The organism is Pseudomonas sediminis (genome assembly GCF_002741105.1).
Lineage (GTDB): Bacteria > Pseudomonadota > Gammaproteobacteria > Pseudomonadales > Pseudomonadaceae > Aquipseudomonas > Aquipseudomonas sediminis.
On the sequence record NZ_NIQU01000001.1, the window covers coordinates 717,211 to 739,520 of the forward strand.

Consider the following 22,310-nt stretch of genomic DNA (forward strand, 5'->3'; position numbering starts at 1 on the left):
TTCGGTCTTCCAGCTCTTCTGCGCTTTGGCTTTCGCTTTACCGCTTCAGAGGCGCGCCATTTTACGTAGCAAAATTTCCCTGTCAACCCCTGCAAACTGCTTTTACGACAATGCTTTGCAGGCAAGCCATGGACTACTATATGTTTCATCGAACTGTGGCACGACGCAGGACGCGCCAGCCGAAGACGCCAGCCAGGACAGTCCATGAGCAACCAGGACAAGCCCCCCATTCATCCCAAGGTGGTCAGCCTCGCCAGCCGCGGCATACAGCCGCGCTTCAGCGACCTGGTACAAGCCTGCCGCAAACTGGTGATGAATCGCCTGGCGGAGCATCTGAGTGGTGTATTCGGCCAGGTCGATGACACCCTGTTCGAATGCGCCGAGAAGGCCGAGAACAACAAGGTGCAGACGCTGTTCTTCGACAACATGCGCGAGATCCGCCGCCAGCGCCCGCAGATCGAGCGCAGCTACCACCAGACCATCGCCAACAATTTTTCCGATTTCCTCGACGGCAAGTTGCAGGACCAGACACCGGCCACACTCGACCCCGAGCAATTGGCCCTGGTGCAGAACGAGGATTACGAAGAAACCCTGCAGGTCACCAATATGGTCAGCCGGGTCAAGGCACGCTGCACCCAGCCACTATTTGCCCTGGAGCAGCGCCTGGCACTGCTCAACAACGGTCAGAAGCTCGGCGAGGACAGCAACCCCTTCGGCCCACAGGCCATTGCCCAGGCGTTTCGCGATGCGCTGGCGCCCTGCCCCTTCCCGCTGCAGATCAAGACCATCCTCTACATGCTCTTCGATCGCCATGTGATGCAAAGCCTCGATTCACTCTATGGCGCGCTCAACCAGCGCCTGATCGATGCCGGCGTGCTGCCCAACCTCAAGTACAGCGCACAGATCACTCAAAGCGTCAGCCGCCCCGACGCCCCAACGAAAGAAGCCCCGACGCCCCAACAGCAAACATCAGGCAGACCGGGTAAAAACCCTGCGCTCGCAGAGCCGGCACTGCTCGACCTGGACCTCAGCGCACCACCGCCCAGCGAGCCGGGCGCGTTGTTCAGCGGCTTGTCCAGCCTGCTCGGCGAGCACCGTCAGAGCCAACCTGATGCCCCACTACTCGGTGGCACACGAAGCATCATCAGCTTTTCCCCGCGTGAGGCCAGCCGCACCTACAGCGCCAGCGAACTGCTCGCTGCGCTCAACCGCATGCAACAGCAGTCAGCCCACGAACTGGCCCAGCGCCTGCATCAACCGCAGGCCGTTGAAGGCCTCAAAGCCGACCTGCAGCAGCAGCTGGAATCACACAGCAGCCTGCCCGGCGATAGCAAGGTGTCCGACCAGGAAGCCGACGTGATCGACCTGGTTGGCATGCTGTTCGACTTCATCCTCGATGACGAGAACCTGCCGGACGCCTGCAAGACAGCGCTGTCGCACCTGCACACGCCCTATCTGAAAATCGCGCTGCAAGACAAGGCGCTGTTTACCCAGCACCACCATCCGGCGCGGCGCCTGCTCAACACCATGGCCCAAGCCGGCGTGCTGTATGGCAACGAGGGCGACGAACGCGGCCTGCTGGCCAAGATGCAGTGGGTGGTCGAACGGGTGATTCACGGTTTCAACGGCGATCTGGGGCTGTTTGACAGCCTGATCGAGGAGTTCAACGAATACGTCGAAACCCTGCGCCACAAGGTCGAGCTGCGCGAACGCCGCGCAGTCGAGGCAGCCAAGGGCCGTGATCGCCTACTGGGGGCTCGCGAGCAGGCACTCGAGGTGATTCAGCGCTGCATCGGGCAGCGCAACCTACCGACAATCATCCGCAATTTCCTCGAGCTGACCTGGGCCGATGTGCTGGTTTTCGTCCTGCTGCGCCATGGCGAGCAGAGCACGGAGTGGAAGCGCTCCTGCGAAGTGGCCGAGCAGTTGGCCTGGAGCGGCACCCCGCTGAACGAGACCGAGGCGCTGCAGTTGCAGGAGCAGCGCGTGCCGATGCTCAGCGACCTGCGCAAGGGCCTGGAATTGCTCGGCGGCTATCACGAAGACGGTATCCGTCGTCTACTGCAGGACCTGGTGGCCTGCCAGCATGCGGTGCAAGCCAAACAACCGCAGTTGGCCGCCCAGCTCAAACCCACCCTGCCAGAAAGTCCGTTGGGCGCCATGCTCGGCGAGGATGCCGACCTGGCTCGCCAGGCACCTTCGCGCAGCAAGCTCTCGGCGCGCGCACAAGCCCTGGCCAAGGAACTGGCCACCGTCGAATTCGGCACCTGGTTCGAGTTCGTCGATGGCAGCAAGAGCCGCGTACTCAAGCTTTCCTGGTTTAGCCCGACCACGCACAACTACATGTTCGTCGACCACAGTGGCCAGCGCGTGGCGATCAAGCCTCTAACCCTGCTGGCCAGTGAGATGGAAAAGGGCCTGGCCCGTATCGTGACACCCGAACGCGCGACACCACTGGTTGATCGCGCGCTGACTGCCATCTACCGTGTGCTGCAGCGCTTCACTGGGCGCACAGCCGAACCCCGCTGAGGAATTTCCATGGAAGAGCGTCGTCAACACAGCCGCCATGGCACCGAGATGCAGCTGGAGGTCTTCGACCTGAACAGCGGGCAGCGCCTGGGCCGCATCGTCGACCTGTCTGCCGATGGCTTCATGCTGTTCAGCGACACCCCCCACACCGCTGATGCGGTGCTGGAATGCCGCCTGGTGTGCACCACAGGTAGCGATGCGGTACAGGAAGTACATCTGGGCGCCGATTGCCTGTGGAGCCGCCCCGGCGCTGACGGCCAGCATTGCTGGGCGGGCTTTCACATCATCGATCTGGCCGAGGACCAGGCCAAAGCGCTGGAGAGCCTGCTGGCCAGGCTCTGAACCAGCCACGCGCCAGCACAACGAAAAACGGAGCCCGAAGGCTCCGTTTTTTCATCTGGCGAACTTACTGCGCCAGCTTCTTGTAACGCACGCGGTGCGGCTGCGCGGCGGCATCGCCCAGGCGTTTCTTGCGATCGGCTTCGAACTCGGTGTAGTTGCCTTCGAAGAAGTTGACCTTGCCATCGTCCTCGTAGGAGAGGATATGCGTGGCAATACGGTCGAGGAACCAGCGATCGTGGGAAATCACTACCGCGGCGCCCGGGAAGTCCAGCAGCGCCTCTTCCAGCGCACGCAGGGTTTCCACGTCGAGGTCGTTGGACGGTTCGTCGAGCAGCAGCACGTTGCCGCCCTGCTTCAGGGTCAGCGCCATGTGCAGACGACCGCGCTCACCACCGGAGAGGTCCTTGACGAACTTCTGCTGGTCGGCGCCCTTGAAGTTGAAGCGACCGACATAACCGCGCGACGGCACTTCATAGTTGCCGACCTTGATCATGTCGAAACCGTCGGAAATCTGCTCCCATACGGTCTTGTTGCCTTCGAGCGCCTCACGGCTCTGCTCGACGCTGGCGATCTGCACGGTTTCACCGATTTCGATGCTGCCGGCGTCCGGTTGCTCCTTGCCGGTGATCATGCGCAGCAGGGTCGACTTACCCGCACCGTTGCCGCCGATCACGCCGACGATGGCGCCTTTGGGGATGCTGAAGGACAGGCCATCGATCAGCACACGGTCACCGAAGGACTTCGACACGTTGACGAAGTCGATGACCTTGTCGCCCAGACGCGGGCCAGCCGGGATGTAGATCTCGTTGGTCTCGCTACGCTTCTGGAATTCCTGCGATTGCATCTCCTCGAAACGCTGCAGACGTGCCTTGGATTTCGACTGGCGCGCCTTGGCACCCTGGCGTACCCATTCCAGTTCGGCCTTCATGGCCTTGGCGTGCGACGCCTCGGCCTTGGCTTCCTGGGCCAGGCGGTTGGCCTTGGACTCCAGCCAGCCGGAGTAATTGCCCTCGTAGGGAATACCGTGGCCGCGGTCGAGTTCGAGAATCCAGCCGGCGACATTGTCGAGGAAGTAACGGTCGTGGGTGATTGCCACCACGGTGCCAGGGAAGTCGTGCAGGAAGCGCTCCAACCAGGCCACCGAGTCGGCGTCCAGGTGGTTGGTCGGCTCGTCCAGCAACAGCATGTCGGGGGCCGACAGCAGCAGGCGGCACAGCGCCACGCGGCGCTTCTCACCACCGGACAGGTGCTCGATCTTGGCGTCCCAGGCCGGCAGACGCAGAGCGTCGGCGGCGACTTCCAGCTGGCGCTCCAGGTTGTGGCCATCGGAAGCCTGCAAAATGGCTTCGAGTTTGGCCTGCTCGGCAGCCAGGGCGTCGAAGTCGGCGTCCGGCTCGGCATAGGCGGCGTAGACCTCGTCGAGACGGGCCTGGGCCTGCTTGATCTCGCCTACGGCCTCTTCGACGATGTCGCGTACCGTCTTGCTCGGGTCGAGCTGCGGCTCCTGCGGCAGGTAGCCGACCTTGATACCCGGCATCGGACGGGCTTCACCGTCGATCTCGGTATCGACACCGGCCATGATGCGCAGCAGCGTGGACTTACCGGCACCATTGAGGCCCAGCACGCCGATCTTGGCGCCTGGGAAGAATGACAGGGAGATGTCCTTGAGAATTTCACGCTTCGGCGGGACGACCTTGCTGACCCGATGCATGCTGTAGACGTACTGAGCCATGGAGAACCTGACTGGTGAGAATGAGGGCTGAAAATGGCGGGCCTTGCAGGCACTGCGAGAACGTTGCGAGTGACGAAACCGGCAACGCCTGCAGTCTGACCATCTGACGCATACCGGCCAGGCCGCCGTATTACCGGCTGCAGGCCGGTTTTACCAAGCCTGCAGCGAGGCGTTTGCAGAGACCTTAGCCCCTGCGGAGGCGAACGCCAAGTACCGCGCGGACAGTTCACGCGCGCGGCGCAAAACTACCGGAATGTGCGTGACAGGGCAAACCTACGTTCGTCGGCATAGCTGGCACTTGGCCACGTTTGCAGGCATGCTAGCCGGCTCTCGCGAGCGCAGGCATGCTCGCGCGTCCCAACGCTTAAAATAGCCCAGCACTGGCTGCAGGTTCTCAGAACGTGTCGACTCCCTCATCCCTGCCTTCCTTCTCCCCGGGCGAGTCGCGCGCACCGAAGAGCCGCATGGCGCTGAGGCGCGCACTGGTCGTGTTGGTGCTGTCGATCCTGGGATTGCTGTCCTGGCAACTGACCCAGGAATATCGACAGTTGCTCGATAGCCAGAAGCAGCTGAGCCAGGGTTACAGCATCCAACTGGCCAAGCACCTGAGCCTGAACATGCGCCTCAAGGCGCAGGCGGGCCAGGCGATATTGCAAGGCAGTCCGGCACGAGCTGGCGACGGCAGCGCGTTGGTCGCCTCATTGCGCAGCATTTTCCCGACCCTCGACAGCGTGGCCTGGCTCGATGCCAACGGGCAGTTGCTGGCCGACAGCGCCAGTGAGTCACGCGACCTCAGTTTCATTCGCAACCAGCAGCAACGCAGCGGTACGGAGCCCTATCACTTCGCGTTTAGCGCACTGGACGGCGGCGCTCTCTACTTGCTGCTGCGTCAGCCTGACGACAGTCACCGAGTATTGCGCATGCGCACCAGTGCGCTGCGCGGCTGGCTGCGCGAGCAGCACCAGAGCGAGTACGACTGGTTACTTGAAGATCTGCTCAGCCACCGCGTGATAGCGCGCGCCGACGACCTGCAACAGGCAGGCAGCATCATCGCCCCGGTTACCGCGGCAGAACAGGCGCAGAGCCTGGAGCTGATCACCCTGCCCGGCAGTGACTGGCAACTGCGCGCCCTGTTCGATGCAGAGCGCGCCGGTAACGAGCTGATGCCGACCCTGGCCGGCAAGTTCTTGCTGTTCGCACTGTGCAGCCTGCTTACCCTACTGGTTCTGTACGGCCTGCAACGCGAGCAACGCAGTCTGCAGCGCCTGAATACCGAAACACGCCGTTCGCTTCGCCAGGCCGCCAGTGCCCTGGGCGCCGTCGAAGAGCGCATTCTGGTTACTCAGGCCGACGGCAAAGTGCGCTACCTGAACCCACAGGCCGAAGCGTTGTTCGGGGTTCCTAGCGGCGTGGCCAGGGAACTCCATTTGCTTGATCTACTGCCCGATCTCGACCCCCTGCTGCTCAACAGCCCACAACTGAGCAGTGATCTGGGAGCGGAGCTGATCAGAGTCGAAAGCGAGGGGCGCGAGCGCCTGTTCGCCGTGACCCGTAGCGATATCAGCGAGGTCGGGCGCCATGCCGGTTATGTCTGGGTGCTGCGCGATGTGACCGATGAACAGCAGGCCATGCGCGTGCTGCAGGAAACCCGCAGGCGCTACCAGGACATCTTCGATGGCACCGGCGTGGCTCTGTGCGTGCTCGATCTCTCCGGCCTGCGCAGCCTGTTGCTGCAGCACAAGTTGCGCGATGCGGCGGGTTTGCAACGCTGGTTGCAAGCCGATGCCGAGCATCAGCAACTGCTGATCGAGCAACTGCGCATTACCGAGGCCAACCAGGTGGCGCTCAACCTGCTCGGGGTGAAGTCAACCGAACAGGCCTGGCAACAGCTGATCGACAACGGCCCGGTACAGCCGGACGACCTGTGTTACCGCCTGGCTGTGGCCGTACTCGAAGGCCCCAATCTGATGGAGCTGGAAACCCAGCTGGTCACCGCACAAGGCTTGCAGCGTCACGTCTGGCTGGTGCTGCGCCTGCCGGAAATGCTCCAGGACTATCAGGCAGTCACCCTGAGCATCAGCGACATCACAAGCCGCAAGCGCATTGAGCTGTCGCTGATTGAGCGTGAGCGTTTCTGGTCCGAAGTGGTTCGCTCGGTTCCCGACTTGCTCTACGTGCATGACATGCAGAACAAGCAGGTGCTGTTCAGCAACCACAGCCTCGGATTGCAGCTGGGCTATAGCGTCAGCGAGCTCAAGGCGATGAGCAGGGACTTCTGGGAGCAGGTACTGCACCCGGACGACAGCGAATACTACTGGCGCATCCGCAACCTGCAGAAAGTGGTCGGCAACGGTTTGCTGCTCGAATCAGTGCTGCGCTGGCGTCACCGCAACGGCCAGTGGCGCTGGTTCAGCATCCGCGAACAGGCCCTGGCGCGCGATGATCGCGGGCGCGTCAGCCGCCTGATCGGCGTGGCCAAGGACATTACCGAGCAGATCGAGCGCAACCAATCGCTGCGTGACAGCGAGCAACGCTACCGTCTGCTGGCGGAAAGCATCAGCGACGTGATCGTCTCCACCGACGACAGCCTGAACCTGAACTACGTCAGTCCGTCGGTCGAAGCCATGCTCGGTTACGACGCCGAATGGGTGACAACCAACGGCCTGCAAGGCCTCGCGGCCAACCCGCAGCAGCTCGCCAGCCTCTACCTGCTGCTCGAGCGGATTCGCGACTCACTCGGCGAGCAGGATCGACTCAACCGCTTGCGCGATGAACTGCCAGACCAGCTGTTCGTCTTCGACTGCCTGCGCGCCGATGGCCACAAGATCCCGGTGGAACTGCGCCTGGTATTGATGTGGGACGAGAACGGTCGCTTCGAGGGCATCCTCGGCGTTGGCCGCGACGTCAGCCAGCAACGTCGCGCGGAAAAAGACCTGCGCATGGCTGCCACGGTATTCGAACACTCCACCGCAGCGATTCTGGTGACCGACCCGGCCGGTTACATCGTACAAGTCAACAAGGCCTTCAGCCGCGTCAGTGGTTATTCCGCCGGGCAAGTGCTCGACCAGCTTCCAGGCATGCTCACCGCCGATCGCCAGCAGGCGGCGCACCTGCAGTACATCCTCGGCCAACTCAACCAGCGTGGCAGCTGGGAGGGCGAGGTGTGGCTCAAGCGCAAGGGTGGCGAGAACTTCCCTGCCTGGGTCGGCATCACCGCGGTACATGACGAAGAAGGTGACCTGGTCAGCTATGTGTGCTTCTTCAGCGACATCAGCGAACGCAAGGCCAGCGAACAGCGCATCCACCGCCTGGCCTACTACGACGCCCTGACCCACCTGCCCAACCGCACCCTGTTCCAGGATCGCCTGCACAATGCCCTGCAACATGCGGACCGGCATGATGAATGGGTGGTGTTGATGTTCCTCGACCTCGACCGCTTCAAGCCGATCAACGACTCGCTCGGCCACGCTGCCGGCGACCGTATGCTCAAGGATGTGGCCGTGCGCCTGTCGGCCTGCGTCGATGGCGACGACACCGTGGCGCGCATGGGCGGCGACGAATTCACCCTGCTGCTGCAGCCGCGCGCCACCCGCGAGGGCGCACTGAATCGCGCCATTCATGTCGCTGAGCAGATTCTCTGCAGCCTGGCCCGCCCCTTCGTGCTCGAAGGCCGCGAGTTCTTCGTCACCGCCAGTATCGGCATTGCCCTCGCCCCGCAGGACGGTAGCGAACTGAGCCAACTGATGAAGAACGCCGACACTGCGATGTATCACGCCAAGGAGCGCGGCAAGAACAACTTCCAGTTCTACCAGGCCGACATGAACGCCAGCGCCCTGGAGCGTCTGGAGCTGGAAAGCGATCTGCGCCACGCCCAGGAGCAGGGCCAGTTCGTCCTGCATTATCAGCCGCAGTTCTCCGGCGACGGCAGTCGCCTGACCGGGGCCGAAGCACTGCTGCGCTGGAACCACCCGAGCCGCGGCCTGGTATCACCCACCGAGTTCATTCCGGTGCTGGAAGAGCTCGGTCTGGTGGTCCAGGTCGGCGAATGGGTACTGGAGGAAGCCTGCCGCCAGTTCAAGGCATGGCAAGAAGAGCAGATACGTATCCCCAAGATCTCGGTCAACCTGTCGGCCCGTCAGTTCGCCGAGGGTGATCTGAGCGCACGGATCGCCACTATTCTGGACAGAACCGGCGTGGCTCCGGCCTGTCTGGAGCTGGAGCTGACTGAAAGCATATTGATGCGTGACGTCGCCAGCGCCATGCAAACGCTCGGCAACCTCAAGCGTTTGGGACTGTGCATTGCGGTGGATGACTTCGGCACCGGCTACTCGTCGCTGAACTACCTCAAGCAGTTCCCCATCGACGTCTTGAAGATTGATCGCAGCTTCGTCGACGGCCTGCCCGATGGTGAGCAGGACGCGCAGATCGCTCGCGCTATCATCGCCATGGCGCACAGCCTGAACATGATGGTGATCGCCGAGGGCGTGGAGAGCCAGGCACAACTGGACTTCCTGCGCGAACACGACTGCGACGAAGTGCAGGGCTACCTGCTGGGTAGACCGATGCCTGCTCGGCAGCTCACCGCCCAGTTCAGCGGCGCAGCGCTGTTCATGCTCAGCTGACTGGCGAACACCAGCAGGCCCTGCGCCCGACTCAGCATGAAGGCCATTTGTCAGGCTCATGACCGACCTTCATATGCCTGAATGCGACCTTTGCGGTAGAATCCGCCGCCTATTTCTTCCGCCCAACTGGTTTTCAGGGGATTGCCATGTTCAGCCGTGATTTGAACCTCGCTCGTTATGACGCCGAACTCTTTGCCGCGATGGAGCAAGAAGCTCAGCGCCAGGAAGAGCACATCGAGCTGATCGCCTCGGAAAACTACACCAGCCCGGCGGTGATGGAAGCCCAGGGCAGCGTGCTGACCAACAAGTACGCTGAAGGCTATCCGGGCAAGCGTTACTACGGTGGCTGCGAGTACGTCGACGTGGTCGAGCAACTCGCCATCGACCGCGCCAAGGAACTGTTCGGCGCCGACTACGCCAACGTCCAGCCGCACTCCGGCAGCCAGGCCAACAGCGCTGTATACATGGCCCTGCTCAACGCCGGCGATACCGTACTGGGCATGAGCCTGGCCCACGGCGGCCACCTGACCCACGGTGCCAGCGTCAGCTTCTCCGGCAAGATCTACAACGCCGTGCAGTACGGCATCAATGATCAAGGCCTGATCGACTACGACGAAGTCGAGCGCCTGGCCGTCGAGCACAAGCCGAAGATGATCATCGCCGGCTTCAGCGCCTACTCGCAGGTGCTCGACTTCCCGCGTTTCCGCGCCATCGCTGACAAGGTCGGCGCCTACCTGTTCGTCGACATGGCTCACGTGGCCGGCCTGGTCGCCGCCGGTCTGTACCCGAACCCGGTGCCGTTCGCCGACGTCGTTACCACCACCACGCACAAGACCCTGCGCGGCCCGCGCGGCGGCCTGATCCTGGCGCGCAAGAACGAAGAGCTGGAGAAGAAGTTCAACTCCGCGGTATTCCCGGGTGGCCAGGGCGGCCCGCTGGAGCACGTCATTGCTGCCAAAGCCGTGTGCTTCAAGGAAGCGCTGCAGCCTGAGTTCAAGACCTACCAGGCGCAGGTGATCAAGAACGCCCAGACCATGGCCCAGGTGTTCATCCAAAACGGCTACGACGTGGTTTCCGGTGGCACCGAGAACCACCTATTCCTGCTCTCGCTGATCAAGCAGGACATCACCGGTAAGGATGCCGACGCAGCCCTGGGCCGCGCCTTCATCACCGTGAACAAGAACAGCGTCCCGAACGATCCGCGTTCGCCGTTCGTCACCTCCGGCCTGCGTATCGGTACCCCTGCAGTCACCACTCGCGGCTTCAAGGAAGACGAGTGCCGTCAACTGGCAGGCTGGATCTGCGACGTACTGGCCAACATCGGCAACGATGAAGTCGAAGGCCGCGTGCGTGAGCAGGTCAAAGCCCTGTGCGCCCAGTTCCCGGTTTACGGCAACTAAGAACCTATTCACGATCTAGCGAGCTAGAGCGATACAAGGCAAAAACAAGCGAGGAAGCGGAGTTTACAAGTGGTAAATGAGCATTCCGAGCTTGTTTTTAACGCAGTAGCGCCGACGCGCAGCAGATCGTGAACAGGTTCTAAGGCTCAGCCTGAAACAAAGAAGCCCGCCAATTGGCGGGCTTCTTTTTGCCTGGGATTTGCCTCAGGCCGGTTGTTTCACATAGCGCGCCAGTTGCGCATCACGACTCATCACGTCGAGGGTAGCGGCCAGCACCTGCTCGCTGGTGGCGTCGGCTTGGCTGAAGATGCTGCCGAAGTTATCGTGGGTGACCTTGGCGAAGTGCGCACGATCCTTGGCCTCTACACCCAGCAAGGTGGCGTAGGCGTCCAGCGCTTCACCCTGGCCCATGGCCATGTCTTCGGCGATGGAATCGAGCATACCGTTCATCGCCAGCATGGAGCGGCCGTTGTAGCCCAGAGCGCCGCTGGTGTCGCAACCGTTGGTACCCGACGTCATGCCGAAGGTGGCGTTACCCGAGGTACCATTGGTGGTGGTGGCCAGAAAATGCGGGGCTATGCCACGCTGCCCTTCGAACAACATGTTGCCCCAGCCGCAGCCATTGCCACCCGCAGCGTCGGCAAATGCGCCAACACTGGCCATGCTCAACAGGCCAAAGACCAAACCTTTGCCTAGCAGTCGCTTGCTCATATCTGTCACTCCGCAATATCGAGTAATTAAAACCGCATAAGGAGCTTTGGTGAGACTTGGTCACCTGTCAAACTGATGTAGCTCAGTTGTGCGCCACGACACAGCTATACGGCACAGGCTCACTAGCCTTGGCTATAGTGATGTAAATCCTTCAGGAGTATGGGCATGAGTGAATCAGCCAACGAGCGTCGGCGCTTTCAGCGCATCGCCTTCGACGCCCCCACCGTCATCGCTCAAGGTGAGCGGCAATGGTCGGCAGCTCTGCACGATGTTTCACTCAAGGGCCTGCTGATCAAGACCCCGCGTGACTGGAACGGTGACCCGAACCAGCCCTTCGAAGCCCTTATCGAACTGGGAGACGAAGCCAAGGTAAAGATGGAAGTGGTGCTGACGCGCACCCAGCCGCAGTCCCTCGGCTTCGTCTGCCGCCATATCGATCTGGACTCCATCAGCCACCTGCGCCGCCTGGTCGAACTCAACCTTGGCGATGAACAGCTTCTGGAACGCGAACTGGCAGCGCTGGGCGAAGACGACTAGGTTCTATACGAAAAGTCGTCGAGCGAAGGTCAAGCGAGGCAAAAACCGGTGAGGAACGGACTGGGCTCGCACTCGAGTTCACGAGTGGTAAATGAGCATTCCGAACCGGTTTTTAGCGAAGCATCACCGAGCGCAGGCACTTTTCGTACCGAGCCTAGTGGTCAGTGACGCAGGCAGGCCGCTTCTGCCTGCTCACGGCGCTGGCGACGCACCTGAATACGCTGCGCCTCACGACGTGCATCGCGCGACTCGACTGCTTTGGCGTCGAAGTTGAAAGCCCGGGAAAAGAAATCGAAGAACAGGAACATGATGGCATCTCCTTCAGTGGATACGCCTTCATGCTGCGCGCCGATAGCCTGCTACCTATTGATCTCGGTCAGTTTTCGCCCCGCCCCACTCGCGGCAGAACGCCGCATGCGTGGATCGCGGCTGTAGCCCCTCCCACAGCCGATTCATGGCGCCTGTGGTAAAGGTTTTAGCCGCGAATTTGCTTATTCGAACAGCGCATCCAGCGCCTGTTCCAGCCGCGTGACAGCGACGACCTGCAGCCCTGGCGGCGCTTCTTTAGGCGCGTTGCCCTTGGGCACGATGGCACGCTTGAAACCGTGCTTGGCCGCCTCTTTCAGGCGCTCCTGACCACTCGGCACCGGGCGGATCTCGCCAGACAGGCCGATCTCGCCGAACACCAGCAGATCGTGCTCAAGTGGTCGGTTGCGCAGGCTGGATATCACCGCCGCCATCAGCGCCAGGTCAGAAGCCGTTTCCAGCACCTTGACCCCACCAACCACGTTGAGAAACACGTCCTGGTCATAGGTCGGGATGCCGCCGTGGCGATGCAAGACCGCCAGGAGCATGGCCAGACGGTTCTGATCGAGGCCCAGGGTGACGCGGCGCGGGTTGCCCAGATGGCTGGTGTCGACCAGCGCCTGCACCTCCACCAGCATTGGCCGCGAGCCTTCCCAGGTGGCCATCACCACACTGCCGGGCACCGCCTCCTGAGCACGAGTGAGGAAGATCGCCGAGGGGTTGGAGACTTCCTTCAGGCCCTTGTCGGTCATGCCGAACACACCCAACTCGTTAACCGCGCCGAAACGGTTCTTCACCGCCCGCAGCAGGCGCAGACGACCGTCGGACTCACCCTCGAAATACAGCACAGTATCGACCATGTGCTCCAGCACGCGCGGGCCGGCCAGCGCGCCTTCCTTGGTCACGTGGCCGACGAGAAAGATCGCCGTACCGCTCTGTTTGGCGAAACGCACCAGCAGCGCCGCACTCTCGCGCACCTGGGCGACACCGCCTGGCGCCGACTGCAGCTGCTCGGTGAAGATGGTCTGAATCGAGTCGATCACCATCACCTTGGGTTTTTCCTGGCGCGCGGTGGCGATGATCGTCTCGATGCAGGTCTCGGTCATGACCTTGAGCTTGTCCTGCGGCAGGTCCAGCCGCCGTGCACGCATCGCCACCTGCTGCTGCGACTCCTCGCCGGTGACGTAGAGGGCGGGAAAACGCGTGGCGATATTGCACAGGGTCTGCAGCAGGATGGTCGACTTGCCAATGCCTGGGTCACCACCGATCAGCACCACAGAGCCATCGACCAGGCCACCGCCAAGTACCCTATCCAGCTCACCGGAAGCGGTGGAAAAACGCGGAATTTCCTCGACACTGACCTCAGCCAGAGTCTTGATATTGGCCTTGTCGCCGGCCCAGCCGGTGCGACCGCTGGGCGTGGCGCCCTCGATCACAGTTTCCACCAGGGTATTCCAGGCGCCGCACTCGCCACACTGCCCGGCCCACTTGGGGAAAGTGGCGCCACACTCGGTGCAGCCGTACATGCGTTTTGCCTTGGCCATGGGGAAATCGTCCTGCCTGTTGAGCGAAGGCTGGAACGATACCGAACTACTGGATAGATTTACAGACCACCGACACAGACCTTCACCAGGGAACACCATGCAGATCGAACTGCTACCCACCACCGCCGAGCAATTACCGCTGATCCGCAATCTTTATCAGTTCTACTCCTACGACAGCTCGGACTGGGAGCAGGAGGACGTCGAGGTCGACGGTCGTTTCTACATCCATGAGGAGCACCTGCAGCGCTATTGGCAGGAGCCGGGTTGGAGCGCCAGCCTGATCCTGGCTGATGGGTTCATTGCCGGTTTTCTGCTGGTCGAGCGCAGCGAACTGCCCGCCATCGATGCACCGGAATTCGCCGATCTGTTCATCCTCAAGCGCTACCGCCGACTGGGTATCGGCCGTGCACTAGTGCAACAGGCGATGGGCGACGGCAGCACCTGGTTGTTGCGCTTCTACCGCCAGGACGAGGTGGCCCTGGCTTTCTGGCAACAGTTGATGAGCGAGTTGCCAAGACCGCCGAGAGCGGTCTGGACGAAAGATGAGGCAGAGGGGCTGCTGACTTATCTGATCAACCCGCCCGTGCATTGAAAGAGTTTGGCCGTAGGAGCCCGCTTGCGGGCGATCAACCGTTCACAAATATCGCTGGCAAGCCGGCGCCTACACTCAACCCTTGCAACCGTTGCCACAGCCACAGCACTGCCCGGAGGCACGCTTGAGCTGACGAGCAAGTTCGTCCTTGAGCGCAACACGGTTGAGTTTCAGCGCGCTGAGGGTGACGTCATCGAGCAACTCGATACCGTCTTCTATCCGGCAGATGCGCTTGTCCAGCGCTTCGTACTCTTCGGCCTGGCGAGAGAACTGTTCGTCGCTCTGGCGCAGGCGCTGCAGTTCGTTGCGCAGTTCGGGGAAGTCATGAACCAACGGATGGTGGTCGACGTGCATGATGAAGCCTCTGACAAGAAAGATGGCTCCAGCCTAGCGCTGCACGTCGACCGTTCATTTGATCCGGATCAAGCACTGCCCGCCTTACGCAGCAGATCGGCAATCTCGTCCTTCAGGCCCACACGCTGCAGCTTTAGCCCCTGCAATGTCAGGTCGTCGGCAGCCTCACGGCCGTCCTCTATTTCGTAGATGCGCTTGTCCAGTGCCTCGTACTCTCCAGCCAGGCGAGGGAAGTGTGGGTCACTTTGCATCAGCTTGCGCATGGTATCGCCTTGCTGAGGGAATTCGCGGGTCAACGGGTGATGTTCAAGCGGCATGGCGGACCTCCCCAAAGAGTGTCCCTTTAGCCTAGTCGAAGCTGGGCCGCGTGCCGCCAATGAGCGATCAGGAAGCCAGCCGTCAGTCGACGAGCACTACCTGTGCCCGCACTTCGAAATGAAATGTTGCAGCTTTTCTGCTTTTCCTACCGCTCTTGCGCTAAATTCATCGGCCCTTGGCTACTTATCCCCCTACATGACACTCCTGATAGCGTTCGCTGTCCTCTCCATTCTGGTTTCGTTCATCTGCTCCATCCTCGAAGCCGCCCTGCTCTCCCTCACGCCCAGTTACATCGCTCAGCAGAAGGTCGAAAAACCTCAGCTGTACGAAAGGCTGAAAGAGCTCAAAGACAAGATCGACCAGCCGCTGGCGGCCATCCTGACTCTCAATACCGTGGCGCACACCGTTGGTGCGACTGGTGTCGGTGCGCAGGTGGCAATCGTCTTCGGCGACGGTTACCTGGGTATCGCCTCGGCGGTCATGACCCTGCTGATTCTGGTGCTCTCGGAGATTCTGCCGAAGACCATCGGCGCCCGTTACTGGCGCGCCCTGGCCCCCTTCCTGCCGAGCCTGCTGCGGGCGATGATCCTGCTGCTCAAGCCGTTCATCGTGCTATCTGACCTGATCATGCGCCTGTTTGGCGGCAAGGAGCCGGAGCACGACATTCGCCAGGAAATCAAAGCGCTGACCCTGCTCGGCCGCGAGGTGGGTAAGCTCGACGAAGACGAGCATCGAGTGATCAGCAACATCCTCGACCTGCACGAGATTCGCCTGCGCGACATCATGACGCCGCGCATCGTCTGCGAGTCGGCCGCACCGGATGAATCGATCGCCGCGTTCAAAACCCGTGCCCGCGAGAGCCAGTTCTCCCGCTACCCGGTGATCGGCGAGGACGAGTCGCCGCTGGGCGTGGTGTTCCGTTATGACGCCCTGGCCGCCGAGAACGACGCCGAACCGATCACCCAGATCATGAAGCCGCTCAAGGTCGTGCCGGAAAGCATGAACGTGGAAAACCTGATGACCCTGCTGATGCAGGAGCGCCAGCACATGTGCCTGGTGTACGACGAATTCGGTAGCTGGCGCGGCCTGGTGACGCTGGAAGACATCATGGAAACCATCATCGGCAAGCCGATCCTCGACGAGACCGACGACATCCCCAACATGCGCCGCTTTGCCAAGCGCCGCTGGGAGCACCGACTCAAGGCGATCCGCGAAGACTGATCACCAGTAGTTTTCGACTGCCACCTGACCCGGGCGCCGGGTCAGGCTCAGGTTCAGACCGCGCGCCTTCAGGCGTTGGCGAATGTCGTCGATCATCTGTGGGTTGCCGCAGATCATCACTCGCGAATGCTCAGGCGTCAGCTCAAGCCCGGCGGCCCGCTCCAGCTCGCCACTGTCGAGCAAATCGGTGATGCGCGCGCTCAGGCAATCCGGCGCCTGCTCACGGGTGACCACCGGCAGGTAGGTGAGCTTGTCGGCGAACTCGGCGAGGTGCTCCAGCTCGGCAAGCCCCCGGATCAGCGGCTGGTAAGCCAGCTCGGCAGAGGTTCTTGCGCTGTACACCAGCACGATGCGCTCGAAGCGCTGCCACACCTCGAAGTCCTGCAGGATCGACAGGAACGGCGCGATGCCGGTGCCGCTGCCGAGCAACCAGAGTTCGCGGCCGTCGACGAAACGATCCAGGGTCAGGTAGCCGGTAGCCATCTTCTCCACCAGCAAGCTGTCGCCAACACGCAGCCGACTCAACTCGCTGGTGAACTCGCCATCCGGCACCACGATGGAGAAGAACTCGAGAAACTCGTCATGTGGCGCCGAAACCAGCGAATAGGGCCGCCAGACCACCGAACCGTCTGCCTTTTCCACCCCCAGACGCACGAACTGCCCGGCGCGAAAACGAAAACCGGCATCACGGGTGGTACGCAAGGTGAACAGGCTTGCTGTCAGTGTCTGTACGTCGAGCAGGCTCTCGCGCGTGAACTTGTCATCGCTGATGGTCATGTGCAGCTCCTGAGCGAATGATGCCGGCAGTGTCGCGCAAAAGCCGTGAGACAAAAACCGGCAGATCGCAGGGGCATCAGACCACGGTCATGCGTCCATCCGGCTCACGACGCAGGGCAGCGGCCAGCCAGCGGGCGATGTTATCCACTTGCTCGTCCTGGCCTTGGGCAGCGATGAACTGGGTACCAACACGCAGGGCATAGCCGCCAGGCGTGGTCGGGTCGTTGCAGGTGCCGACCAGAATGCCCTCCTGCTCCAGCGCCTTGATCGTGGCAGGTGCATCCCTCACCGCGCTCATCGGCACCAGCACCTGATGGGTGAAAACCTCGCCCGGGTTCGGCGCAATCACCGCCACGTTCAGCTCACGCAACACCTTGGCGAAGGTCTGGCTGGCCGCGCAGACGCGCCGTGCATAGGCGCCGCCATCGGCTTCGGCCTGCTGCAAGGTGACCAGAAAGGACGGCAACTTGCCAGCGTCGTAGTTGGCCAACAATGCGCGGTCGATGAAACGCGCCAGACGCTCACCGTCCTCTGCCTTGCGCCCGGCAATCAGGCTGTGCGGACGCCCTGGCAGAGTCTTGTAGGTGGAGCTGGTGAGAATGTCGACCCCCAGCGCCAGCGGATTGGGGAAGGTGCCTCCGGCGATCAGACCCGATACATGCGACGCATCGAAAATGGTCTTGGCGCCCACTTCGCGGGCAGCAGCTACCACCGGCTCGATGTCGTCGGGGGTGATGATCACCGAACGACCGAGCATCACCAGATTCGGCCGCAATGTGCGCACCTGCTCGGCTGCAGCCTGTGCGTCCAGACGGCAGGCGCGGCTGTCGAATGGCAGCTCGGCCACGCGTAGTCCGGCCAGTTCCGGCGTACCGCCACGGCGCTGGCTCAGGTGCCCGCCATGAGCCGCAGCAGGCGCCAGCAGCAGATCACCCGGCCGGCTGAAGGCGTGGAACACGGCCAGGTTGGCGATGGTGCAGCTGGGCAGCCGTGGCTCGGCCCAGGCGGCGCCGAACAGGCTGCAGATGCGCTCGCGCACGGCCACTTCGAGGCCAGAGACCAGATCGGTATCCGGCTGTTCCTTGGCGTAGCTCGGTCCCATCGCCGGGTAGGCGCTCAGCTCGGGCGCATAGGCCTGCTGCGACTCGGCGCTGGGCAGGTTGGCACCGGCGTAAAGCACCACGCGGCCATCACGCAGCGCCGCGCCGCGCGCAGCCGCCATCGCCAGCAATTGCTGCTCGTTGGGCATTTCCATGATTTTCGTCCGGCGTTAGTGAGAGAGAATTTTCGACAGGAACTGCTGGGCGCGATCAGAGCGGGCGTTGATGTCGCCGAAGAACTCTTCCTTCGGGCAGTCCTCGACGATCTGCCCGGCGTCCATGAAGATCACCCGGTCGGCGACCTTGCGCGCGAAGCCCATCTCGTGGGTCACGCACATCATGGTCATGCCCTCGTGGGCGAGCTGCACCATCACGTCGAGCACCTCGTTGACCATCTCCGGGTCGAGCGCCGAAGTCGGCTCGTCGAACAGCATCACCACCGGATCCATGGCCAGCGCACGGGCGATGGCGACGCGCTGTTGCTGGCCACCCGAGAGCTGGCCGGGATGCTTGTGCGCGTGCTCCTTGAGGCCGACACGCTCGAGCAGTTGCAGGCCTTTCTTCTCGGCCTCGGCCTTGCTGCGACCGAGCACCTTGATCTGCGCCAGCATCAGGTTCTCCATGATGGACAGGTGCGGAAACAGCTCGAAGTGCTGGAACACCATGCCGACGCGCGAACGCAGCTTGGGCAGATTGGTGTCCTTGGCCGTGACGCTGATGCCATCGACGGTGATTTCACCGCTGTCGATGGGCTCCAGCGCGTTGACCGTCTTGATCAAGGTGGACTTTCCGGAACCGGAAGGCCCGCACACCACTACCACCTCGCCCTTGGCAACGGTGGTCGAGCAGTGCGTCAGCACCTGAAACGATCCGTAGGATTTGCAGACATCGCTGATCGTAATCATGACGAAGGGCCCTTAACGAATGATGGCGACGCGCTTTTGCAGGCGGCGTACGGCATAGGAGGCGAGCAGGGAGATCACGAAGTAGACGAGCGCAGCGAAGACGTACATCTCCAGCAGGCGACCGTCACGCTGGGCGATCTTCGCCGCGGCGCCGAGGAAGTCGGTGATCGAGAGGATGTAGACCAGCGAGGTGTCCTGGAACAAGACGATGGTCTGCGTGAGCATCAGCGGCAGCATGTTACGCAGTGCTTGTGGCAAGACCACGTAGAACAGGCTCTGGCGATTGGTCAGGCCCAGCGCCATCGACGCCTGGGTCTGGCCCTTGGGCAGCGACTGAATACCGGAGCGGATGATCTCGCAGAAGTAGCAGGCCTCGAACAGGGTGAAGGTGATCACCGACGACCAGAACGGGTCGATGCGTACCGGGCGCGGCGCGCCGGTGATCCACTGCACCACGAAGGGCACCATGAAGTAGAACCAGAAGATCACCAGCACCAGCGGCAGCGAACGCAGCAGGTTGACGTAGCCACCGGCGAACATCGACAGCGCGCGGTAACGCGACAGACGCATGATCGCTAACAGCGAGCCGAAGAAGATGCCGCCAATGGTGGCGAACAGCGTGAGCGTCAGGGTGAAGCTCATGCCGGTGTAGAACAGATAGGGGAGCGAGTCGACCACCACTCCCAGGTCGAAACTGCCAAACATGTTCAGCTCTCCTTCCGCAGGCCGTAGCCCGGCACAGCGGCCTTGCGCTCGACGGCACGCATGGCGAAGACGATGATCAGGTTGAGCACCAGATACAGGGTGGTTGCCGCAGTGAACGCCTCGAACGTCTGGAAGCTGTTTTCCTGCATCGCACGGGCGCTGCCGGTCAGCTCCATCAGGCCAATGGCCAGGGCGACGGAGGTGTTCTTGGTGCAACTGAGAAATTCGGAGGTGATGGCCGGCACGACGATGCGATAGGCCATTGGCAACAGCACATAACGGTAGGTCTGCACCAGCGTCAGGCCCATGGCCAGCCCGGCCATGCGTTGCCCACGGGACAGACTCTCGAGCCCGGCACGCACCACTTCGGCCATTCGCGCGGCGTGGTAGCAGCCCAGGCAGATCACCGCCGTGTAGAACGCGGCGTTGGGCAGTTGCTTGAACCAGCGCCCCAGGTCGGTGGGCAGCAGCTCCGGCAGCACGAAGTACCAGAGGAACATCTGTACCAGCAGCGGAATGTTACGAAACAGCTCGACGAATCCGGTGCCCAGCGCGCGCATCCAGGCCAGCGGCGAGGTCCGTGCCACGCCGACCAGTGAGCCAAGCACCAGGGCGATGGTGAAAGCGCCGATGGCCGTGGCGACCGTCCAGCAGGCGCCCCAGATAAGCGTCATCAGGTAGGTATTGGTGCCATCGAGCGAAGGCTCGAAGAAGATCCACCAGTTCCAGTTGTAGCTCATGGCCTAGCCCATCCAGTGCATGTCATGGCCCGGCCAGCGCGAATGCCGGCCGGGTTCGGCGACGCTCGATCAGCGATACAGCTCTGGGTTCGGATCGTCGGTGGGCTCGGCAATGACCTTCTTCAGCTGGCCGGACATCGGGAAGTTCATGTTGATGCCACGCGGCGGAATCGCCTGAACGAACCACTTGTCGTAGATGGCGTTGATTTCACCGCTGGCGTACAGCTCGTCGAGGGTGGCGTTGACCAGTTCCTTGAAGTCATCGTCACCACGGCGCAGCATGATGCCGTATGGCTCGACCGACAGCGGCTCAGCGGACATGACGAAGTCTCCGGGGTTCTTCGAGGTCGCGGCGGCGCCAGCAATGGACACATCGTCGAAGATCAGCGCCACGGCGCGTTCGGTCTGCAGGGTGAGCATGCCTTCGGCCAGGTCCTTCACGCTCAACACGTTGAGGCCGAGGTTCTGCGCGGCATTGATCTCACTGATGACCTTGACGCTGGTAGTGCCGGCCAGGGTGACCACGGTCTTGCCCTGGGCATCGGCCATGGTTTCGATCGGAGCGCTCTTCTTGGAGAGGATGCGTACGCCAGCAACGAAATAGGTGTTGGAGAAACTCACCTGACGCTGGCGCTCGGCATTATTGGTGGTGGTGCCGCACTCCATGTCGATGGTGCCGTTGGCCAGCAACGGCATGCGGGTGGCGCCGGTCACGGGCAGGTAGCTGACCTTCAGCTCCGGCTCGTCGAGTTTGAGCTTGATCGCATCGACGACCTTCGCGCACAGGTCCATGGCATAGCCGATGGGGCGCTGCTGATCGTCGTAGTAGGAAAAGGGCACAGCCCCATCACGGTGGCCGACGCTGATCTCTCCCAGCTCGGCAATCTTAGCCAGTGTGCCTTCCTGTGCCGACACTCCCGCTGCTGCGAACATCAGCATCATCGACGAAGCCGCAAAAATCTTCTTCATGGTTTGCCCCCTGTTTTGTTATCGCGCAACGGCTCCCTTTCATGTGGTGCCGGCGTGCCCTAGCAAGCATCGCCAGGCCACTCTGCGGGACGGTAAAGGGCACCGTCAACAAAAAAGAATAATAAATAATGAATTCATTTTAATTGCACGAAGATAGAGCAATTTTTCGCGCAGATGCTCGAATATCGGGCGTAAAAAGCCCAGCAAGAGAGGGATTTATGCAGAAGGTGAGCGACTATTCTTGATCGCTGACGAGCGCCGAGTCCTGCAACTCGTCGATGGAATGACGCACCGTACGCGCGGTGTTCATCACGTGCTGACGCATGATCTTGCCGAGCCGACTGCCATCACGGGCAGCGACGGCCTGAAGGATCTTTTCGTGGTCGGTCACCGCCTCTTTCCAATCCCGCGGGGCCTGGCGCACGGTGTGACGGATGTTGCGAATGCGCAGTTCCAGGTTGCGGTACAGCGCCAGCAACGACGCATTGTCGGCCGCCTCGAAAATGGCGAAGTGAATGGCTCGATTGAGCCGCGAATACTCCAACGAGCGTGACGCCCGATAGGCTTCGATCATGTCCTCGTGCATCTGGCGGATGGCGTCGATCTGCGCGTCGCTGATCTTCTCGCAGGCCAGCTCGCCAGCCAGCGCCTCGATGCTGGCGATGATCGGGAACAGCTCCTGCAACTCCTCATCGGTGATGGTGACCACGCGGGCCCCACGCTGCGGCAACAGTTCGATCATGCCTTCGGCCGCTAGCGCCTTGAGCGCTTCACGCAGCGGGGTGCGCGAGATATCGAAGCGTTCACACAGGGCTTTCTCGGGGATTTTCTGACCCGGCTCCAGCTCGCCGCTGACGATCAGCTCACGCAGATGGTCGACGATTTCACTGTGCAACGTTCGGCGCC

Annotated in this window: 20 protein-coding genes; 7 read left to right on the forward strand and 13 right to left on the reverse strand. The window is 61.9% G+C overall.

The genetic code is table 11. The features are described from left to right. Positions 1 to 204 precede the first annotated feature (204 nt). Together CDO35_RS03440 and CDO35_RS03445 are read left to right on the forward strand one after the other, a co-directional pair. On the forward strand, positions 205 to 2,529 hold the full coding sequence (locus tag CDO35_RS03440; protein ID WP_099522579.1) for a DUF1631 domain-containing protein: 2,325 nt from the start codon (positions 205 to 207) through the stop codon (positions 2,527 to 2,529). Between the two features lie 9 nt (positions 2,530 to 2,538). Beyond that, positions 2,539 to 2,871 (forward strand): PilZ domain-containing protein, encoded by a 333-nt coding sequence (locus tag CDO35_RS03445; protein ID WP_099522580.1) that lies wholly within the window; start codon positions 2,539 to 2,541, stop codon positions 2,869 to 2,871. Positions 2,872 to 2,935: 64 nt separating this feature from the next. Here CDO35_RS03445 and ettA read toward each other — a convergent pair whose 3' ends face one another. Next, complete coding sequence (gene ettA, locus CDO35_RS03450) at positions 2,936 to 4,603, reverse strand: energy-dependent translational throttle protein EttA (protein ID WP_099522581.1); 1,668 nt, start codon at positions 4,601 to 4,603, stop codon at positions 2,936 to 2,938. Positions 4,604 to 5,004: 401 nt separating this feature from the next. Here ettA and CDO35_RS03455 point away from each other — a divergent pair, with 401 nt between their 5' ends. Next, positions 5,005 to 9,225 carry an EAL domain-containing protein gene (locus CDO35_RS03455; RefSeq protein ID WP_208019928.1) on the forward strand — a complete coding sequence of 1,407 codons (4,221 nt, stop codon included), beginning with the start codon at positions 5,005 to 5,007 and terminating at the stop codon, positions 9,223 to 9,225. A 146-nt stretch (positions 9,226 to 9,371) separates the two neighbouring features. Next, entirely contained in the window at positions 9,372 to 10,625 is a 1,254-nt protein-coding gene (gene glyA, locus CDO35_RS03460) for a serine hydroxymethyltransferase (RefSeq protein WP_099522582.1), read from the forward strand. A 204-nt stretch (positions 10,626 to 10,829) separates the two neighbouring features. Here glyA and CDO35_RS03465 read toward each other — a convergent pair whose 3' ends face one another. Next, positions 10,830 to 11,336: a DUF3015 domain-containing protein gene (locus tag CDO35_RS03465; protein ID WP_099522583.1), complete on the reverse strand. Its 507-nt coding sequence runs from the start codon at positions 11,334 to 11,336 to the stop codon at positions 10,830 to 10,832. A gap of 165 nt (positions 11,337 to 11,501) precedes the next feature. Between CDO35_RS03465 and CDO35_RS03470 the strand changes: the two genes are divergently transcribed. Further along, positions 11,502 to 11,873: a PilZ domain-containing protein gene (locus tag CDO35_RS03470; RefSeq protein ID WP_099522584.1), complete on the forward strand. Its 372-nt coding sequence runs from the start codon at positions 11,502 to 11,504 to the stop codon at positions 11,871 to 11,873. Positions 11,874 to 12,034: 161 nt separating this feature from the next. Here CDO35_RS03470 and CDO35_RS22925 read toward each other — a convergent pair whose 3' ends face one another. Beyond that, positions 12,035 to 12,181, reverse strand: coding sequence for a hypothetical protein (locus tag CDO35_RS22925; protein WP_166432376.1), 147 nt, complete (start codon positions 12,179 to 12,181; stop codon positions 12,035 to 12,037). A gap of 183 nt (positions 12,182 to 12,364) precedes the next feature. Continuing rightward, a complete protein-coding gene (radA, locus tag CDO35_RS03475) occupies positions 12,365 to 13,723 on the reverse strand; it encodes a DNA repair protein RadA (RefSeq protein ID WP_099522585.1) in 1,359 nt (452 codons plus the stop codon). Between the two features lie 97 nt (positions 13,724 to 13,820). On the opposite strand from radA, the gene CDO35_RS03480 reads away from it, so the two are divergent. Next, on the forward strand, positions 13,821 to 14,315 hold the full coding sequence (locus CDO35_RS03480) for a GNAT family N-acetyltransferase (RefSeq protein WP_099522586.1): 495 nt from the start codon (positions 13,821 to 13,823) through the stop codon (positions 14,313 to 14,315). A gap of 75 nt (positions 14,316 to 14,390) precedes the next feature. On the opposite strand, the gene CDO35_RS03485 is transcribed toward CDO35_RS03480, so the two are convergent. Further along, positions 14,391 to 14,669, reverse strand: a complete 279-nt coding sequence (locus CDO35_RS03485; protein WP_099522587.1) for an HP1242/YdcH family protein — start codon at positions 14,667 to 14,669, stop codon at positions 14,391 to 14,393. A 68-nt stretch (positions 14,670 to 14,737) separates the two neighbouring features. Further along, entirely contained in the window at positions 14,738 to 14,986 is a 249-nt protein-coding gene (locus CDO35_RS03490) for an HP1242/YdcH family protein (protein WP_099522588.1), read from the reverse strand. 196 nt (positions 14,987 to 15,182) lie between these two features. On the opposite strand from CDO35_RS03490, the gene CDO35_RS03495 reads away from it, so the two are divergent. Next, complete coding sequence (locus CDO35_RS03495; protein ID WP_099522589.1) at positions 15,183 to 16,208, forward strand: CNNM domain-containing protein; 1,026 nt, start codon at positions 15,183 to 15,185, stop codon at positions 16,206 to 16,208. On the opposite strand, the gene CDO35_RS03500 is transcribed toward CDO35_RS03495, so the two are convergent. From CDO35_RS03500 to CDO35_RS03530, 7 genes are all read right to left on the reverse strand, one after another. Further along, positions 16,209 to 16,985: a ferredoxin--NADP reductase gene (locus CDO35_RS03500; protein WP_099522590.1), complete on the reverse strand. Its 777-nt coding sequence runs from the start codon at positions 16,983 to 16,985 to the stop codon at positions 16,209 to 16,211. Positions 16,986 to 17,061: 76 nt separating this feature from the next. Beyond that, positions 17,062 to 18,240: a PLP-dependent transferase gene (locus CDO35_RS03505; RefSeq protein WP_099522591.1), complete on the reverse strand. Its 1,179-nt coding sequence runs from the start codon at positions 18,238 to 18,240 to the stop codon at positions 17,062 to 17,064. Between the two features lie 15 nt (positions 18,241 to 18,255). Further along, entirely contained in the window at positions 18,256 to 18,990 is a 735-nt protein-coding gene (locus tag CDO35_RS03510) for an amino acid ABC transporter ATP-binding protein (RefSeq protein WP_017361410.1), read from the reverse strand. Between the two features lie 12 nt (positions 18,991 to 19,002). Beyond that, positions 19,003 to 19,695, reverse strand: a complete 693-nt coding sequence (locus tag CDO35_RS03515; RefSeq protein WP_099522592.1) for an amino acid ABC transporter permease — start codon at positions 19,693 to 19,695, stop codon at positions 19,003 to 19,005. Between the two features lie 2 nt (positions 19,696 to 19,697). Beyond that, positions 19,698 to 20,435, reverse strand: a complete 738-nt coding sequence (locus CDO35_RS03520; protein ID WP_099522593.1) for an amino acid ABC transporter permease — start codon at positions 20,433 to 20,435, stop codon at positions 19,698 to 19,700. A gap of 69 nt (positions 20,436 to 20,504) precedes the next feature. Further along, on the reverse strand, positions 20,505 to 21,404 hold the full coding sequence (locus CDO35_RS03525) for a transporter substrate-binding domain-containing protein (RefSeq protein WP_099522594.1): 900 nt from the start codon (positions 21,402 to 21,404) through the stop codon (positions 20,505 to 20,507). 235 nt (positions 21,405 to 21,639) lie between these two features. Beyond that, positions 21,640 to 22,299: a GntR family transcriptional regulator gene (locus tag CDO35_RS03530; RefSeq protein WP_243699039.1), complete on the reverse strand. Its 660-nt coding sequence runs from the start codon at positions 22,297 to 22,299 to the stop codon at positions 21,640 to 21,642. Between the last annotated feature and the right edge of the window lie 11 nt (positions 22,300 to 22,310).

Excerpts from the sequence above, each read along its gene's own strand:
- CDO35_RS03440 (WP_099522579.1), top strand. The coding sequence starts at position 205 with ATGAGCAACCAGGACAAGCCCCCCATTCATCCCAAGGTGGTCAGCCTC.
- CDO35_RS03445 (WP_099522580.1), top strand. The coding sequence starts at position 2,539 with ATGGAAGAGCGTCGTCAACACAGCCGCCATGGCACCGAGATGCAGCTG.
- ettA (WP_099522581.1), bottom strand. The coding sequence starts at position 4,603 with ATGGCTCAGTACGTCTACAGCATGCATCGGGTCAGCAAGGTCGTCCCG.
- glyA (WP_099522582.1), top strand. The coding sequence starts at position 9,372 with ATGTTCAGCCGTGATTTGAACCTCGCTCGTTATGACGCCGAACTCTTT.
- CDO35_RS03465 (WP_099522583.1), bottom strand. The coding sequence starts at position 11,336 with ATGAGCAAGCGACTGCTAGGCAAAGGTTTGGTCTTTGGCCTGTTGAGC.
- CDO35_RS03470 (WP_099522584.1), top strand. The coding sequence starts at position 11,502 with ATGAGTGAATCAGCCAACGAGCGTCGGCGCTTTCAGCGCATCGCCTTC.
- CDO35_RS22925 (WP_166432376.1), bottom strand. The coding sequence starts at position 12,181 with ATGTTCCTGTTCTTCGATTTCTTTTCCCGGGCTTTCAACTTCGACGCC.
- radA (WP_099522585.1), bottom strand. The coding sequence starts at position 13,723 with ATGGCCAAGGCAAAACGCATGTACGGCTGCACCGAGTGTGGCGCCACT.
- CDO35_RS03480 (WP_099522586.1), top strand. The coding sequence starts at position 13,821 with ATGCAGATCGAACTGCTACCCACCACCGCCGAGCAATTACCGCTGATC.
- CDO35_RS03485 (WP_099522587.1), bottom strand. The coding sequence starts at position 14,669 with ATGCACGTCGACCACCATCCGTTGGTTCATGACTTCCCCGAACTGCGC.
- CDO35_RS03490 (WP_099522588.1), bottom strand. The coding sequence starts at position 14,986 with ATGCCGCTTGAACATCACCCGTTGACCCGCGAATTCCCTCAGCAAGGC.
- CDO35_RS03495 (WP_099522589.1), top strand. The coding sequence starts at position 15,183 with ATGACACTCCTGATAGCGTTCGCTGTCCTCTCCATTCTGGTTTCGTTC.
- CDO35_RS03500 (WP_099522590.1), bottom strand. The coding sequence starts at position 16,985 with ATGACCATCAGCGATGACAAGTTCACGCGCGAGAGCCTGCTCGACGTA.
- CDO35_RS03505 (WP_099522591.1), bottom strand. The coding sequence starts at position 18,240 with ATGGAAATGCCCAACGAGCAGCAATTGCTGGCGATGGCGGCTGCGCGC.
- CDO35_RS03510 (WP_017361410.1), bottom strand. The coding sequence starts at position 18,990 with ATGATTACGATCAGCGATGTCTGCAAATCCTACGGATCGTTTCAGGTG.
- CDO35_RS03515 (WP_099522592.1), bottom strand. The coding sequence starts at position 19,695 with ATGTTTGGCAGTTTCGACCTGGGAGTGGTGGTCGACTCGCTCCCCTAT.
- CDO35_RS03520 (WP_099522593.1), bottom strand. The coding sequence starts at position 20,435 with ATGAGCTACAACTGGAACTGGTGGATCTTCTTCGAGCCTTCGCTCGAT.
- CDO35_RS03525 (WP_099522594.1), bottom strand. The coding sequence starts at position 21,404 with ATGAAGAAGATTTTTGCGGCTTCGTCGATGATGCTGATGTTCGCAGCA.